Genomic DNA, 14,651 nt, shown 5'->3' with positions numbered 1-14,651 from the left:
ATTTTGAGGCAAGTACAGTGAAGTATTTTAGTTATGTGTTGGTTATGATCATGCTCATAGGGCTTGGTTCTTTGTTTGTACTAAAACGACCAGATGGTAAGCCTTGGCTTAGTTTAGGGTCAATAGCTCAAAAGACAAAGGAATCAACAAGTAACGCATTTGATGACGCCAAAAGCACGTTCAGTAATTCACTTGAGCACTTGGCTGAACCCTCGACAGATACGCCCTCTGGCAGTATCTACAAATGGCAAGACGCTAATGGGAATTGGGTATACTCAGATCAGCCAAACCCTAAGGGTAAAAGCCAAACTCACTTGTTAGATATCAGCAAGATTAACCGGATGGCAGCTGAAGATACGGCTATTTTAAAAGACTTAGCGGCTCAAAAGGCGCAGATTGAAGCTAAACTTAAAGCTCCCTCCGCACTCACCCCTAGCGATGTAAAGCAATTGATGCAGGATGCGCAAAATATCCAAAAACTGATGGACGAAAGAACGAAAAAGATCGATCAGGCCATCGAGGGGCAATAGTGAGCATCATCATTCGTGCGCAGCGCAGACCTGTTTCGCAATCTTTTGGGCGATGGCTAAGCTTGCGGTAAGCCCTGGTGATTCAATGCCAAACAAATTTATCAGTCCTTTGATACCGTGTTGTTGGCTGTCTTGGATCACGAAATCCTGAGTGCCTTGGAGCTGTAGTTTAGGGCGTATGCCACAATAGCTAAGTTGTAAACGTGTACCATCGAGTTTTGGCCAGTAGCGTTTAATCGCCTCTACAAAACGTGGTTTTGCCTGCTCCCATGGTGTGTAATCAAGCTGGTCGATAAATTCAGTGTCAGGTCCGAACTTGAGTTGTCCCGCTAAGTCAAGGGTGGCATGAATACCGAGCCCATGCTGCTCTGGCATGGGATAAATCAAATGTTTAAATGGATGTCTGCCCTGATAGCTGAAGTACTGGCCCTTACAGTAGTGTAAAGGTGGAATATGGTGTGCAGCTAGAGCATCTATGTTGTTGGCACACGCCTGAGCAAATAGTCCTGCTGCGTTGATCAATGTCTTACATTTGAGAAGAAATTCTTGCTCGCCACACTTAAGCGTGACAACAAAATACTCACCGTCATAATGCGCGCTGATAAATTGCGTATTATTGACATAGTGGCCGCCATGTTGAGAGAGTTTATTGAGGTATGACAGCATAAGTTGATGACTGTCTAAGATACCTGTTGAAGGAGACCAAACGCCGTCGACTGCTTTTATTTCTGGCGCTTTTTCACGTAACTCTGCTAAGCTGAGGAAGCGTAAGTCGCAGACGCCATTGTTGTTGGCTTGCGCGACCAGAGCATGTAATTTTGCAATTTCTGACTCATTGCTGGCAATAAGTATTTTACCTATTTTTTGCGCTGGTACATGGTAGCTCTGGCAGTGATCGTAAAGTAGTGCTTTACCCTCAACGCACAGTTGTGCCTTCAAACTATTATCTGGATAGTAAATACCGGCATGGATCACCTCACTGTTTCGGCTACTGGTGTGTTCGCCAAACTGAGCATGCTGTTCAATAACAATAGTGTCTTGATGTTCACTGATGGTGGCGGCGATGGCAAGACCCACAACGCCTGCACCAACCACTAAAGTATCTACTTGTTCCATAAAACCTATCTGTGCAAAAGAGGTGTTGATATGGTAGCAAAGGCAAGACCTTGGTACTAATGATTCAGTGTTTTTTCACACTCCCAATGCAAGTACATCCATGTTCACATTTATTGATTTTTCACACTGTGCATAATGCCGGTGTGAGCGCCTAATTTGACTCGATAACCAAACTACCAAAAAATCCCGCGAATTATTGTGTGTCAGCTAAACTAATGATTACAAATATTATGACAGAATTATGTATGGCCAAACTCTCTAAGTTAGCCCTGTATGCGCTCATGGTTTGCGTTGCAAGTGCACACGCACAAGTGATGAAAGTTGTCGCTGGGCACAACCCTTGGCCGCCGTATATTGAAAATGATGGTTCGGGTCTGGTGAGTGATATTTTGCGTGCTGCATTTGACTCCCAAGGCATAGAACTGGAGATACAAACCGCACCATTTAGTCGCATGTTAATATTTTTAGAGGAGCGCAAAGTCGACCTAATAGCAGCACTTTGGTGGACTGAGCGGCGACATAAAACGATTCTGTTTAGCCAACCTTACTTTCACAACGAGTTGGCCGTAGTGAGTCACAAAGACAGCCATGCAGATTTTCGAGGTGCAAAAAGTTTACGTTATAAAACTGTTGCTGCGATCAGAGGCTATGCGTATCACGAGCTGCTAGAAAGCATTGAACAGGTCAAAGTGATAGATGTACACAGTTTGCATGCGTGTTTAGAGATGGTCCACAAACGCAGAGCCGATTTTGCCATCGCGGATGTTTTGGCATTTGCACATGAGCAAAAAAACTCTCCACAGCTGAGTGATTTGATAGCACATATGCCGGTTTTACTGAGCTGGCCACTACATATAGGGGTTAACCGAGCGCACCCACATGCAGAGGAAATCATCGTTCGGTTTAACTTAGGTTTGGATGAACTCAAAAAAACTGGTCGTTATCAGCAAATCGTCGCTAAGTATTTGCCAGAGGACGAGCTACAATAGCTGCGGTCATTCGGCTGACACAACATAACTCACCCTTAGCATTCGTTATTTTTACTTCCCATACAGAGGTACGTTTACCTAAATGCAATGGTTTGGCTATTGCCGTTAATAAACCATTCCTAGAAGCTTTTAGGTGATTGGCATTGATTTCTTGGCCGACACAGTAATAGTGTTCGAAATCCACTGCAAAGTTGGCTGCATAGCTGGCAACAGTCTCTGCTAATGAGACATTTGCCCCTCCGTGGACCATACCAATTGGATTATGGTGATGAGGAGTGGCTGGCATAGTAGCAACGAGGTAGTCGTCACCGATTTCGGTTATTTTGATGTCTAAGGTTTTCATCAAGGAGCCTTTGCCATTTATACCCTCATCGAGCTGTTGGCAAAGTGATAAAGTGACAGGGCGATACCAGATAGACATAGCTTTCCTTTTCAGTTCACAGGCCTGCCCAGTGTATTAAATGTAAAGCGTTAAGTCACAGACTTGAGATGAAGTTGCGACGGTAAAGCCACCGTCGCAACTAAAAAGTTAGGCATCTTCAAGCATGTTTCTGAGTACATATTGCAAAATGCCACCATGTTGATAGTAATCCCACTCTTTGGGGGTATCTATTCTGACATCGACTAAGAATTCAAGCTGTTTGCCATCATCTTTACTGGCAATGATTTTAACCTCATCACAGTTGTCACATAATCCCATCACTTCGAAACTTTCTTCACCGCTTAAGTTGAGGGACTCGTGGCTGTCTGGGTGTTTGAACTGAAGCGGTAATACGCCCATACCAATCAGGTTTGAACGATGTATACGTTCATAGCTTTGTGCAATGACGGCTTTGACACCTAGTAGTAGCGACCCTTTCGCCGCCCAATCCCGAGAAGAACCGGTACCGTATTCTTTGCCTGCCAAGATAATCAAGGGCGTATCGTTTTGTTGATAAGCCATGGCCGCTTCAAAAATACTCATGGTTTTGCCATCTGGTATCAAGCGGGTTACACCTCCTTCTGTACCTGGCGCAAGTTGGTTGCGTAAACGCACATTAGCAAAAGTACCACGCATCATCACTTCGTGATTGCCTCTTCTTGAACCATAGGAGTTGAATTCACTAGGTTTAACTTTCTGTTGTTGTAAATAGCTCCCAGCTGGAGATTGTGCTTTGATATTTCCGGCGGGAGAAACGTGGTCTGTAGTTACTGAATCTCCTAATTTAGCCAAGCATCGAGCACCTTTGATGTGAGGGAGTCCTGGTGGGGTTTTACTCATGTTAGCAAAAAATGGTGCGTGGCGAATGTATGTGGAGTCATCTTGCCAAGGGTAGAGTTCACTGGCTTGGGTGCTGATCTTTTGCCAGTTATCATCACCGCTATAAACTTCAGCATAGTTCTTGGCAAACATGGATTGCGTAACGTTCTCATCAACCAGTTGCTGTACTTCGCTTACGCTTGGCCAGATATCTTTTAAGTAAATATCATCACCTTTGGCATTTTGACACAAAGGTTCGTTGTAAACATCAATGTTGGTGCGCCCAGCGAGGGCATATGCTACGACTAGAGGCGGCGAGGCTAAAAAGTTCATTTGTACATCTTGATGAATACGTCCTTCAAAGTTACGGTTCCCTGATAGCACCGAGCTGACTATCAACTTGTGTCGATTGATAGCATTACTTATTTCTCTAGATAGAGGCCCTGAGTTACCGATACAGGTGGTGCAGCCATAGCCAACTAGATTAAAGCCCAGATCTTCTAAATGGGTAAGTAAATTTGCACGTTTAAGGTAGTCGGTCACGACTTTAGAGCCCGGCGCTAAAGAAGTTTTAACCCAAGGTTTTGGTTTAATGCCCAGTTCGTGGGCTTTTTTGGCAACCAGAGCGGCGGCAAGGATCACACTGGGATTTGAAGTATTGGTACAACTGGTAATAGCGGCAATCACACAGGCTCCATCTTCAAGCTGTATGGTCTGACCTTCATATTCAAACTCTGCGACACCAAATACTTGCGCTTCACCAAGGGGCTCTTTGGATTGCCCACCTTCTGCGACGATTTGTGCTTCATCTTGACTTAAATGGCTCTCGTTACGCTGGTCCTGCATTGTCTTAAGGTGCGATTTTATCTCGTCGCCAGCTTCGTCCAAATTGATTCGATCCTGAGGTCGGGTTGGACCCGCGATACAAGGAACGACGGTGCTTAAATCCAGTGTCAGCACATCACTGTATTCGGGCTCATCACCTGCTTCTCGCCACATGCCTTGGTGTTTAGCGTACTGTTCAATGAGTGCAAGTTGTTCTTCGCTGCGGTTGGTCAATCGCAGATAGGAAAGGGTTTCCTCATCAATTGGAAATATGCCGCACGTGGCACCATATTCAGGAGCCATATTGGCAATAGTCGCGCGGTCAGCCAATGGCAGTTGTGCAAGTCCATCACCAAAAAACTCAACAAATTTCCCCACGACACCGTGTTGACGTAGTTGATGTGTAATGGTTAGGACCAAATCAGTTGCAGTGGTCCCCTCGGGCAACTTGCCTTCGAGCTTAAACCCTATAACCTGTGGGATTAGTAAACTGATAGGCTGGCCTAACATAGCGGCTTCTGCTTCGATACCGCCGACTCCCCAGCCAAGCACACCTAAGCCATTAATCATGGTGGTGTGAGAATCTGTGCCGACTAGCGTATCGGGATAAGCAATGGTTTCTCCCCGATCGTTGTCTTTAAACACCACTCGGGCTAAGTATTCGAGGTTTACCTGATGTACGATGCCGGTAGCAGGAGGAACAACTTTCAAGTTGTCAAAGGCTGATTGGCCCCAGCGCAAAAATTCATAGCGTTCTTTATTACGTTGATATTCGAGCTTAGCATTTAAATCAAAAGCGCCAGCGTGACCATATTCATCGACTTGAACTGAATGGTCGATCACAAGCTCAGCAGGAGAAAGCGGATTGATTCTCTTTGGATCCCCCCCTAATTTAGCCATGGCCTCTCGCATTGCTGCGAGATCGACGATTGCTGGTACACCGGTAAAATCTTGCATCACCACTCTTGCTGGGGTGAAAGCTATTTCTTTTTTTGGTGTAGCCTTAGCCTCCCAGTTCAACAGCTGCTCAATGTCTTCTTTGCAAACGGTGCGACCATCTTCATGGCGTAGCAGGTTTTCTAGCAGTATTTTCAAAGCGAACGGGAGTCGCCGGGCTTTAGCGCCTAAGCGCTTTAATGAGTACAGGTGAACTTGCTGCTGATCGATAGTCAGCTGGGTCAGGGTGTTAAATGAATTTTGCATACTGCCTCCGCTTTAAAATTTGCTGAAGCGATGATTGGCATATGCCGCTTACCTTGCGGCATATTTTTTAGCCATATGACTAACTGTATTGTGATCAATTGCAAAAATTCAAGTTATTAAGTGGTTTTAGCCAAAAGAGATGGGTTTGCGACCCGTACTACTGTCCTTCTTATCTTTACGACTTCTATTGCGTTTTTTGCGCTGTGATGGTGCTGGTTGCACCTCGTTGGACGTATCGATTGGTTCAGGGCGCACTGCTGGCTCAACACCCTCGGCTAAAGTCAGGCGGTAGCTTTCACCATCAAAGGCCAGAGTATCACCCGCATAAAGCTTTTTTCGCTTTACAGTACAAAGTGCATTGTTTACGGCCACATAACCTTCACCGATTAGCATTTTAGCCTGTCCACCGGTTTCTGCTAAATCTAGAACTTTCAATAGATTACAAAGTTCTATTGGCTCTTCTTCCAATTCGATCTCGATATAATCTGAGTGCTCTTCTAACATTATTTGCTCACGTTCTAATCGTTTGCGTTAGTATACCTCTTTGCTGCGATGAGTGACGAAACTTTTTATATCATTTGCATGTCTTTAATGTAACTGAAGTAATTGGCGTGTATCTTGCTGCCAAAATTGCATGAGTTGATTGTTGCAATTTATTAAGAGGAGCAAACAATATGGGAATTCGTTCAGCATTAAAAAAAGAGTTAATGAACCCCGATGCTGTGGGGTTGATGACCGCTGATGATGTGCGAAGCTATCTACAAAAAAATTTAACCCGTGTTAAGGATAAAAGTACGCAGCAATTTAATATTATCGCTCGCTTCAACGCCCATCATAATAAAGCACAATCAGGTTTGCCGACACAAGAAGTCACGTTAGTCTATGAACGACATCGCTTGTTTAAAGAAGTGCTTTATCCAAAGGCCGCCGTACAAAAGTGGCTCTCCCAGCTATAATAATGCGGCCTGATAACTCAAAAGAGCTGGCCTAAAGCTTTGTTAGAAAAGTAACTTTAAGGTCACACTCTTTTGCTGCATCCGTTAGACTTTGAAAGCGGTTTTGCAATAAGTTTTGGTCCATTAACTTCTTAATAGAGCGAGTGAGTTTAGGCACTAAGTCAGCATGTTTTTTATGGACATAGTGGTAGGCTTTAAAGTCTTTTGTAAGCGGCCTGGCAAAAACTTCTTTCATACCTGACGCGCAAATAGTGCCAACGGCGAAGCGATCGTTAGCAATCAATGAGGGAGCATAGTTCTTTTGTAACGCCGTAAAAGCGGATATGTCATTCGCCACAATGTTGCAAGATAACTGCTTTTTATCACAAAATTGCTCGGATATGAGCGCTCCTTTAATAATCAAGTGCCCGCTCTGTTCATCAGGAACACATTCTAGGGGGTTTAGACAGTAAATATATAGTTTTACTGTCGATAACGGGTAGGGCACTTGGATAAGGTTTTGATAGGCAGTCATGGTCTGCTCTATGCGGCCAGCATCAGCGTCAATTTCGCCTTCGTTAACTAGTTGCAAACCTCTTTTGCTAGGTAAAAACACCAGCGAGGGCTCTATCGATAGGGGGTTATAAATCTCTTGCAATGCAGAGTGTACTTTATCTTTTCCTATCTGGTATGCCAAACCTTCACTGACATTAATAACGTAAGATGTCGCCCACAAACTCGTAGATAGTAGTAGGCAAATAATTGACGTAGCGAGTTTTTTTTGCATTGCAAAGAGTATCATGTTGCAGTGTGTATGTTTAGCATAGCAGAGCATCGCTTGGATGTGATTTGTCTGTTGTCAGTGGGTATACTAAGAACAATTTAACGACCGACATTAAAAAGGAGTCTGTTATGAGTAAACATGTGCTTGTTACTGGTGCTAACCGTGGGATCGGATTAGAGTTTTGTAAGCAGTATTTGGAGCAAGGTTATGATGTGACAGCTGTGGTGCGCCAACCATCTGATGAGCTTAAAGCGCTCAATGTCGCTGTGATAGCCGATGTCGACGTTAGTAATGCGCAGCAAGTGGCAACACTGCCGGCAAAGCTAGCGGGGAAAAGCATTGATATTGTTATCAATAATGCCGGAGTGTTTCACAATGAAACGCTAGAAAACATGGACTTCGCTGCAATAGATAGTCAGTTACAGATCAATGCGGTCGCCCCGTTGCGAGTGGTTCATACTTTATTACCTTTGCTTAAAGCAAATAGTAAAATTGCGATGATAACAAGTCGTATGGGGTCTATCGCAGATAATGGCTCTGGCGGTTATATTGGTTACAGAATGTCAAAGGCTGCGCTCAATGCAGCGAGCGTGAGCCTTGCACATGAGTTAAAAGCACAGCGCATTGCAGTGGGCCTATTTCACCCTGGTTTTGTGCAAACACAAATGGTGAATTTTGCTGGGGATATATCACCACAACTTGCTGCTGAACGATTGTGTCAACGGATTCATGAGTTAACACTTGAAAACACAGGCGGATTTTGGCATTCAAACGGTGAAACATTGCCTTGGTAATGGTCCGTTACTACTCCTCTCATGGCTTATTTTGGGTATAAGATAAGCCATCTATCAACGGAGATTCAGTTAATTTATGCTAGTATGTGAGAATCTAATAGGTTCTCAATACAACAATCAATCATGGAATTATCTGAAAACACACCTCTTAGCTTGCCGCTATTTCTACTTAACGATCAATTAGAGCAACGTGATATGGCTTATCCCGACCTCATTCTAGAGGTTTTACTGGATGAGACGCTGTTGGCAAATCTGTGTCAAAACCCCAAAGCAGAAGAAAACATCAGTATTAATTTGGCGGTATATCAGCTCCATGCACAACAGGCTGAGTTTGAATCTGTGCTTAATGTAGAACATCAAGCACAATTGCTGCTCAATCACGGACCTGTGCTCAGTGCAGTACTAAGTTTGGAGAATGAGCAAGTGTTTATTTCTCCACCTATGGAGATGATGCCAACGTTTGACTTAGGTGAAGAAGAGGGTAGCTGATGAATACACGTGCCTGGTGGATGTTGTTTATGGCTGTTGTGCTATCAGGGTGTGTGGCGCTTGGCTTTAGTCACTACGATGATATATATGGTCCACAGCATGTACAGGTGCGGGATGTTGGGCCCTCCAACGGTGAAGGTGCTGGCTATTTACACTTGGTTAAGCCCGTGTTAGAGCAGCGTTGCGTGGTGTGTCATGGTTGCTATGATGCGCCATGCCAGCTCAAACTGTCTTCTCCAGAAGGCATTGATCGGGGGTTAAGCAAAGAGCGAGTATACAATGGCACACGCTTGCTTGCGCAATCACCTAGTAGGTTATTGTTTGATGCGAAAAATACCCAACAATGGAGAGATAAAGGTTTTACGAGCGTCTTAAATGAGCGTCAACAAAGTGCACAAGCTAATTTAGCTGGTAGTGTTCTATATAACACTTTACTGCTAAAAATGAGTCATCCATTTCCAGAAGAAGGGGTGTTGGGGAGTGAGTTTGATTTTTCTCTAGATAGAGAACAAAGTTGTCCCAGTATGGATGAGTTTGCTAGTTTGGCAAAATCCAAGCCCTATGCAGGAATGCCATATGGCTTACCGGCAATTTCTCACGGCGAATTTAAGCAGCTTGAAGCTTGGTTAAAACGTGGTGGCAAAATGGCACAGATTGCTCCTCCAACTCAGGCTGAATTGAAACAGGTAGAGCGTTGGGAGCAGTTCTTAAACCAGCATGATCTGAAATACCAGCTTGCGGCAAGATATATCTATGAACATTGGTATCTGGCACATATTTATTTTCCTGAGGTCAATGTCGATAACTCCCCTAATTTTTTTAAGCTAGTACGCTCACGTACGCCCCCAGGAGAGCCTATAGAATTAATTTCGACTCGGCGTCCGTATGATAACCCAGAAGTAAGCCGAGTCTATTACAGGTTAATGCATGAGCGCAGTAGCATCTTGGCAAAAACACATATGCCTTTGGCATTGTCAGATCAGAAGATGTCTCGCCTTTACTCGCAGTTTATAGCGCCAGACTACCAAGTAGAGAAACTGCCCAGCTATGAGCCTGAAGTAGCCTCTAACCCCTTCAAGGTATTTTCTGTTATTCCGGTAAAGTCAAAATATCAGTTTATGCTTGATGAAGCTGAGCTAATAATCAAGGGTTATATCAAAGGCCCTGTTTGCCGGGGTCAGATTGCGCTAAATGTGATCAATGACCAGTTTTGGGTCGCATTTATTGACCCTGATAAAAATAGTGTACCAGCCGTTAGTGACTTGCTGTTGCACCATGAAGATGACTTGGCACTACCCGCTGCAGAACAAAGTAACGTATTGTCTTTGCCAAGCTGGGTCAAGTATGCAAATCGTCAGCATGAATATATTCGTGCTAAAACTAAGCTGGCCAATGAACTGTTAGCCGATGGGAAATTGCTTACCACAGACTTGATCTGGCAAGGCGATGGTCATAATAATAATGCTGGCCTGACCGTATTTCGTCATTTTGACAGTGCAACGGTTGTAAAAGGGTTCGTTGGCCAAGCCCCAAAAACAATGTGGTTGTTAGACTATGCCCTGTTTGAGCGAATTCACTATCTGCTGGTGGCAGGGTTTGATGTATATGGCAACATTGGTCACCAACTGATCACGCGTTTATACATGGATTTTTTGCGTCTTGAAGGAGAGCAAAATTTTATCAATCTGTTACCACAGAGTGTGCGTAAAGACGTCAAGAACCATTGGTATCGCAACTCTCATGTTAGTTTGAGTGAATTTATTAACCGTAAGACGTTGTTGGCAGCACCTACAGGTATTAAGTATGTAACGGATGATCCAAAAACAGAGTTGTACGATAAAATATCTGCGGCACTAAAGGCTGTGTTGAGCAGGCGTTACGATCATACCTCAGTACCTTCTGTGCTGGCTCAGTTAAATAACTTACCCTATAAAGCCATCAATACATTGCCTCAAGTGTCATTTATTTTACAAAGGCAGTCTAATGGCGAGCACAAGGCGTTTACCTTGTTGCACCATAATGCGCATTATAATATATCGAGCTTGTTGAACGAAGATGGACAGCGTGCCTTTGAGGAAGATACCGCCACATTGGTTCCAGGTTTTATTGGCGATTACCCTGAAGCAATTTGGTACTTGGCTGATGAACACAATACCCAAGCCTTTGTATCTCAACTAGCAGCTGTAGAAAATGAAAAACAATATCAGGATGTTACCGAGAAATTTGCGATAAGGCGTACTCACCCTCAGTTTTGGCAATACAGTGATTTACTGCATCAGGTGGCGAAACAGTACCGAGGAATTGAGTACGGGTTATTTGATTACAATCGCTTGGAAAATCGTTAGTACGACGTTTTAAATAACAAAAGTTAAAGGCCAGCCGGTGCAGAATTTATTTTGCTAGGGTATGATATTGGCCTTTTCACAGCATTAAAGAGAGAGCGCAATGTCAACCAATATCACCAAGCTGGTCGTGATGTTAGAAATGCAAAATGCCATGAACACGAAAGTACATGAGCAGTGGTTTAACCAAGGTTTTGAATGGTATCGCGCAATTTGGGTTGAGTGTGCAGAAATGCTCGATCACTATGGCTGGAAATGGTGGAAGAAACAAACCCCAGATACCGAGCAAGTGATCTTAGAGCTGGTGGATATTTTCCATTTTGGATTATCGCTACGTATCGATGGCCAAACATCTTACCAAGCTCTAGCGGAGCAATTAGATGCGGAACTTAGCCAACCGAAAATGGCTGGCGATTTCAAGCAAACATTAGAAGCGTTGGCAGGCAGTGCGGTAGTAGACAAACAGTTCAATGCTAAAGCGTTTGCGGGATGTATGCAGCAAATAGGTATGGATATTGACGACTTATATCGTGGTTATGTTGGCAAAAACACCCTGAACTTTTTCCGTCAGGATCATGGTTACAAAGAAGGTAGCTATATCAAAGTGTGGAATGGACAAGAAGACAATGAGCACCTTGTTGAGGTTGTTAAAAATCTGGATACTGAACACCCTGATTTTGCAAAAAATGTCTACGCTGGATTACAACAACGCTACCCAGCGTAGTAGATTATTTAATAGGTAATAAAGTTCTGTAGTCTGTGATGGATAAGTAGTCAGTGATCACATTGGCTGGCAATTTACTGTCAGGATTGGCCACCGCGAGTAGGTGGCCAATACCAAACTCTTGCGCAGCTTTTAAAACACTCAAGCTGTCGTCAACAAATAAAGTTCGTTTTTTATCAAATCCTAAATCCGCTTGTACTTGCTGCCACAGAGATTGGCTTTCTTTACTGACGCCATAGACATGGGTTGAAATGAGTACATCCATATAGTGTGCAAACTCAGTTAACTCGACTTTCAAACTTAGGCTGTCAGGGTGTGCATTAGTCAGAAGAATAAGTTCTTTTCCTGCGTCTTTTAGAGCTGACAAGAATTCAGGCACATCTTCACGCACGGAGATCAAATGCTGAATTTCTCTTTTCAATGCCATAATAGGTAGCCCTAGTTGCTCTTGCCAGTAATCCAAACAATACCATTGTAACTGCCCATGAACCGCTTCATAGCGTGCTAATATATCCGCTTTAGCTTGTTCAAAACTGATGTTTTGTTTCTTGGCGTGCTCGGTCGGGATCACCTGCAGCCAAAAGTAAGTGTCAAAATGTAGATCGAGTAAAGTACCATCCATATCTAGAAGTACCGTATCAATTTCAGACCAATTTAGCATAGGCATTTATCGTCAAAGGATTTATGATTAAGTGTATGGCCATGATAACAAATTAATTCTTATGTCACAGAAAAAGCATCCAAATCCTCCAGAAATCCTTCATTGTGAAGTGGCTGCAAAAAGCCGTCTGTTTACTGTAGAAGCACTGCACTTGCAGTTTTCTAACGGCGAACAGCGCCAATATGAAAGAATTAGAGGGGGGGGGCGAGGCGCAGTGATGATAGTGCCTATAACCGCAGAAAATGAGCTATTATTAGTTAGAGAATATTGTGCAGGGACACACAATTATCAGCTTGGTTTCCCTAAGGGGTTGATCGATCCAGGAGAAACCCCAATTGAAGCGGGTAACCGAGAGTTAAAAGAAGAAGTAGGTTTTGGTGCTAAGCATTTTTGTGATCTAAAAACGTTATCTTTGGCGCCGAGCTATTTTAACGCCAGAATGCATATTATCGTGGCAAAAGAGCTCTATCCTGAGCAGTTAGAGGGGGATGAACCTGAACCTTTAGTTACTGTTAAGTGGCCTTTAGATCAATGGCAGTCATTATTGACACAAAGTGATTTTACGGAGGCTCGCAGTGTCGCAGCGTTGCTTTTGCTGCAACAATATTTAGCGCAGGAGGTTTAATATGCAACAACTGCTAGAACCTTGTATCTCGCTGGCAATTCGAGCGGGTGAGGCGATCATGGATATCTATCAAAATGAAGATATCGGTACACAGGAAAAGTCGGATCACACACCTGTCACCGCGGCTGATTTAGCTTCTAATGAAGTTCTGATGGCGGGGTTGAAGGCAATCGCGCCAGATATCCCTATAATGTCAGAAGAAACGCCCATTCCTGCGTTGTCATTACGTGAGAACTGGCAGCGTTACTGGCTATTAGACCCGATGGACGGCACGGGTGAGTTTATATTGCAAAGCGGTGATTTTGCAGTGAATATTGCGTTAGTTGAGAATAACAAACCAGTATTGGGTGTTATTTATTGGCCTTCGAAACAAACCACGTATTATGCGGCTAAGGGGCATGGTGCTTTTAAGCGTACGCCACAGACACAAGAACAAATATTTGTTGCCAAGCCTCAAAATTTAACTTTAGCGGTCAGTCGAAGACAGAAACTGGAAGCAGTCAGCCAATATTTAAACAGCCAATTCGACACTGTGGCATTAGGTTCATGTTCACTGAAAGCGTGTATGATAGCGGAAGGAAAAGCGGACTGCTTTTTGCGTGTTGGTCCAACGGGTGAGTGGGATACAGGAGCTTCACAGGTGATAGTTGAAGAAGCGGGGGGATGTATCACCGATGCGGAGTTTAACCCTCTTACATATAATCAGCGAGAAATCACAGAAAACCCCGATTTTATTGTAATGGGTCATCCAGATTGGCAATGGCAGAAACTTATTACACCGCATCATCGTAGCTAAATATTGCGTTTTGATTGATATTTGCTCGCTTAGAATACTCTCGTCTAGTTAAAGCTTGCATTTAAAATTGAATGCTATATGATAGCGGCCTCTTAGGAAGACAGGCTCACAAACTCTTGTTAAAGGTTTGTTTTTTTAAAAGTAAAATTTAAAGCGACGCTTTAAATTACAGGCGCGGGATGGAGCAGCCTGGTAGCTCGTCGGGCTCATAACCCGAAGGTCGTCGGTTCAAATCCGGCTCCCGCAACCACTTCTTTGTTAAGTAAGAAGTAAAATATCACTTAGCAGCAGGCGCGGGATGGAGCAGCCTGGTAGCTCGTCGGGCTCATAACCCGAAGGTCGTCGGTTCAAATCCGGCTCCCGCAACCACTTCTTTGTTAAGTAAGAAGTAAAATATCACTTAGCAACAGGCGCGGGATGGAGCAGCCTGGTAGCTCGTCGGGCTCATAACCCGAAGGTCGTCGGTTCAAATCCGGCTCCCGCAACCACTTCTTTTGGTCACGACCAAAGGTCGTCGGTTCACTTTTCATAAGTCATAGCTCCCACAATCACTTCTTTGTACAACTTTAAAGGTCGTCGGTTCACTTTTCATAAGTCA

General features: G+C 43.9%; 15 protein-coding genes and 3 tRNA genes. 12 read left to right on the top strand and 6 right to left on the bottom strand.

The genetic code is table 11. From position 1 onward, the window contains the following. Nucleotides 1-17: 17 nt before the first annotated feature. A complete protein-coding gene (locus tag BIW53_RS14275; protein ID WP_084228173.1) occupies nucleotides 18-530 on the top strand; it encodes a DUF4124 domain-containing protein in 513 nt (170 codons plus the stop codon). A 9-nt stretch (nucleotides 531-539) separates the two neighbouring features. On the opposite strand, the gene BIW53_RS14270 is transcribed toward BIW53_RS14275, so the two are convergent. After that, a complete protein-coding gene (locus BIW53_RS14270; RefSeq protein ID WP_070992684.1) occupies nucleotides 540-1,646 on the bottom strand; it encodes an NAD(P)/FAD-dependent oxidoreductase in 1,107 nt (368 codons plus the stop codon). Nucleotides 1,647-1,861: 215 nt separating this feature from the next. On the opposite strand from BIW53_RS14270, the gene BIW53_RS14265 reads away from it, so the two are divergent. After that, nucleotides 1,862-2,635 carry a substrate-binding periplasmic protein gene (locus BIW53_RS14265; RefSeq protein ID WP_084228172.1) on the top strand — a complete coding sequence of 258 codons (774 nt, stop codon included), beginning with the start codon at nucleotides 1,862-1,864 and terminating at the stop codon, nucleotides 2,633-2,635. Here the strand turns inward: BIW53_RS14265 and BIW53_RS14260 are convergent. The 3 genes from BIW53_RS14260 to BIW53_RS14250 all read right to left on the bottom strand — a co-directional run bounded on the left by BIW53_RS14260 (nucleotide 2,604) and on the right by BIW53_RS14250 (nucleotide 6,407). Beyond that, nucleotides 2,604-3,056: a PaaI family thioesterase gene (locus tag BIW53_RS14260; RefSeq protein ID WP_070992682.1), complete on the bottom strand. Its 453-nt coding sequence runs from the start codon at nucleotides 3,054-3,056 to the stop codon at nucleotides 2,604-2,606. The genes BIW53_RS14265 and BIW53_RS14260 overlap by 32 nt on opposite strands. A gap of 108 nt (nucleotides 3,057-3,164) precedes the next feature. Further along, a complete protein-coding gene (gene acnA / locus BIW53_RS14255; RefSeq protein ID WP_070992681.1) occupies nucleotides 3,165-5,903 on the bottom strand; it encodes an aconitate hydratase AcnA in 2,739 nt (912 codons plus the stop codon). A gap of 126 nt (nucleotides 5,904-6,029) precedes the next feature. After that, the gene (locus BIW53_RS14250; protein WP_070992680.1) at nucleotides 6,030-6,407 is read right to left on the bottom strand and encodes an RNA-binding S4 domain-containing protein; all 378 of its coding nucleotides are present in this window, start codon (nucleotides 6,405-6,407) and stop codon (nucleotides 6,030-6,032) included. A gap of 170 nt (nucleotides 6,408-6,577) precedes the next feature. On the opposite strand from BIW53_RS14250, the gene BIW53_RS14245 reads away from it, so the two are divergent. After that, complete coding sequence (locus BIW53_RS14245; protein WP_070992679.1) at nucleotides 6,578-6,859, top strand: hypothetical protein; 282 nt, start codon at nucleotides 6,578-6,580, stop codon at nucleotides 6,857-6,859. Nucleotides 6,860-6,890: 31 nt separating this feature from the next. On the opposite strand, the gene BIW53_RS14240 is transcribed toward BIW53_RS14245, so the two are convergent. Continuing rightward, nucleotides 6,891-7,625, bottom strand: coding sequence for a hypothetical protein (locus BIW53_RS14240; protein WP_139158859.1), 735 nt, complete (start codon nucleotides 7,623-7,625; stop codon nucleotides 6,891-6,893). A gap of 125 nt (nucleotides 7,626-7,750) precedes the next feature. On the opposite strand from BIW53_RS14240, the gene BIW53_RS14235 reads away from it, so the two are divergent. The 4 genes from BIW53_RS14235 to BIW53_RS14220 all read left to right on the top strand — a co-directional run bounded on the left by BIW53_RS14235 (nucleotide 7,751) and on the right by BIW53_RS14220 (nucleotide 11,971). Continuing rightward, a complete protein-coding gene (locus BIW53_RS14235) occupies nucleotides 7,751-8,416 on the top strand; it encodes an SDR family oxidoreductase (RefSeq protein ID WP_070992677.1) in 666 nt (221 codons plus the stop codon). A 123-nt stretch (nucleotides 8,417-8,539) separates the two neighbouring features. Next, entirely contained in the window at nucleotides 8,540-8,905 is a 366-nt protein-coding gene (locus tag BIW53_RS14230; RefSeq protein ID WP_070992676.1) for a hypothetical protein, read from the top strand. Further along, the gene (locus BIW53_RS14225) at nucleotides 8,905-11,250 is read left to right on the top strand and encodes a fatty acid cis/trans isomerase (RefSeq protein WP_070992675.1); all 2,346 of its coding nucleotides are present in this window, start codon (nucleotides 8,905-8,907) and stop codon (nucleotides 11,248-11,250) included. Before BIW53_RS14230 ends, BIW53_RS14225 begins: the two co-directional genes overlap by 1 nt. 100 nt (nucleotides 11,251-11,350) lie before the next feature. Beyond that, nucleotides 11,351-11,971, top strand: coding sequence for a dUTP diphosphatase (locus tag BIW53_RS14220; RefSeq protein ID WP_070992674.1), 621 nt, complete (start codon nucleotides 11,351-11,353; stop codon nucleotides 11,969-11,971). A gap of 4 nt (nucleotides 11,972-11,975) precedes the next feature. On the opposite strand, the gene yrfG is transcribed toward BIW53_RS14220, so the two are convergent. Continuing rightward, nucleotides 11,976-12,632, bottom strand: coding sequence for a GMP/IMP nucleotidase (gene yrfG / locus BIW53_RS14215; RefSeq protein ID WP_070992700.1), 657 nt, complete (start codon nucleotides 12,630-12,632; stop codon nucleotides 11,976-11,978). Nucleotides 12,633-12,693: 61 nt separating this feature from the next. Between yrfG and nudE the strand changes: the two genes are divergently transcribed. The 5 genes from nudE to BIW53_RS14190 all read left to right on the top strand — a co-directional run bounded on the left by nudE (nucleotide 12,694) and on the right by BIW53_RS14190 (nucleotide 14,541). Further along, entirely contained in the window at nucleotides 12,694-13,257 is a 564-nt protein-coding gene (gene nudE / locus BIW53_RS14210) for an ADP compounds hydrolase NudE (protein WP_070992699.1), read from the top strand. A 1-nt stretch (nucleotide 13,258) separates the two neighbouring features. Next, nucleotides 13,259-14,053: a 3'(2'),5'-bisphosphate nucleotidase CysQ gene (gene cysQ / locus BIW53_RS14205; protein WP_070992673.1), complete on the top strand. Its 795-nt coding sequence runs from the start codon at nucleotides 13,259-13,261 to the stop codon at nucleotides 14,051-14,053. Nucleotides 14,054-14,226: 173 nt separating this feature from the next. Then, nucleotides 14,227-14,303, top strand: a tRNA-Met gene (locus BIW53_RS14200). Between the two features lie 42 nt (nucleotides 14,304-14,345). Then, nucleotides 14,346-14,422 (top strand) — tRNA-Met (locus tag BIW53_RS14195). 42 nt (nucleotides 14,423-14,464) lie between these two features. After that, a tRNA-Met gene (locus tag BIW53_RS14190) sits at nucleotides 14,465-14,541 on the top strand. Nucleotides 14,542-14,651: the final 110 nt, after the last annotated feature.

Source organism: Pseudoalteromonas byunsanensis (assembly GCF_001854475.1).
In the GTDB taxonomy this organism is placed as follows: Bacteria; Pseudomonadota; Gammaproteobacteria; order Enterobacterales; family Alteromonadaceae; genus Pseudoalteromonas; species Pseudoalteromonas byunsanensis.
Note: the sequence above shows the minus strand (reverse complement) of the source record. Positions and strands in the feature narration are given on the sequence as shown.

Coding starts and splice junctions, on each gene's coding strand:
- BIW53_RS14270 (WP_070992684.1), bottom strand. CDS start 1,646: ATGGAACAAGTAGATACTTTAGTGGTTGGTGCAGGCGTTGTGGGTCTT.
- BIW53_RS14265 (WP_084228172.1), top strand. CDS start 1,862: ATGATTACAAATATTATGACAGAATTATGTATGGCCAAACTCTCTAAG.
- BIW53_RS14260 (WP_070992682.1), bottom strand. CDS start 3,056: ATGTCTATCTGGTATCGCCCTGTCACTTTATCACTTTGCCAACAGCTC.
- acnA (WP_070992681.1), bottom strand. CDS start 5,903: ATGCAAAATTCATTTAACACCCTGACCCAGCTGACTATCGATCAGCAG.
- BIW53_RS14250 (WP_070992680.1), bottom strand. CDS start 6,407: ATGTTAGAAGAGCACTCAGATTATATCGAGATCGAATTGGAAGAAGAG.
- BIW53_RS14245 (WP_070992679.1), top strand. CDS start 6,578: ATGGGAATTCGTTCAGCATTAAAAAAAGAGTTAATGAACCCCGATGCT.
- BIW53_RS14240 (WP_139158859.1), bottom strand. CDS start 7,625: ATGCAAAAAAAACTCGCTACGTCAATTATTTGCCTACTACTATCTACG.
- BIW53_RS14235 (WP_070992677.1), top strand. CDS start 7,751: ATGAGTAAACATGTGCTTGTTACTGGTGCTAACCGTGGGATCGGATTA.
- BIW53_RS14230 (WP_070992676.1), top strand. CDS start 8,540: ATGGAATTATCTGAAAACACACCTCTTAGCTTGCCGCTATTTCTACTT.
- BIW53_RS14225 (WP_070992675.1), top strand. CDS start 8,905: ATGAATACACGTGCCTGGTGGATGTTGTTTATGGCTGTTGTGCTATCA.
- BIW53_RS14220 (WP_070992674.1), top strand. CDS start 11,351: ATGTCAACCAATATCACCAAGCTGGTCGTGATGTTAGAAATGCAAAAT.
- yrfG (WP_070992700.1), bottom strand. CDS start 12,632: ATGCTAAATTGGTCTGAAATTGATACGGTACTTCTAGATATGGATGGT.
- nudE (WP_070992699.1), top strand. CDS start 12,694: ATGTCACAGAAAAAGCATCCAAATCCTCCAGAAATCCTTCATTGTGAA.
- cysQ (WP_070992673.1), top strand. CDS start 13,259: ATGCAACAACTGCTAGAACCTTGTATCTCGCTGGCAATTCGAGCGGGT.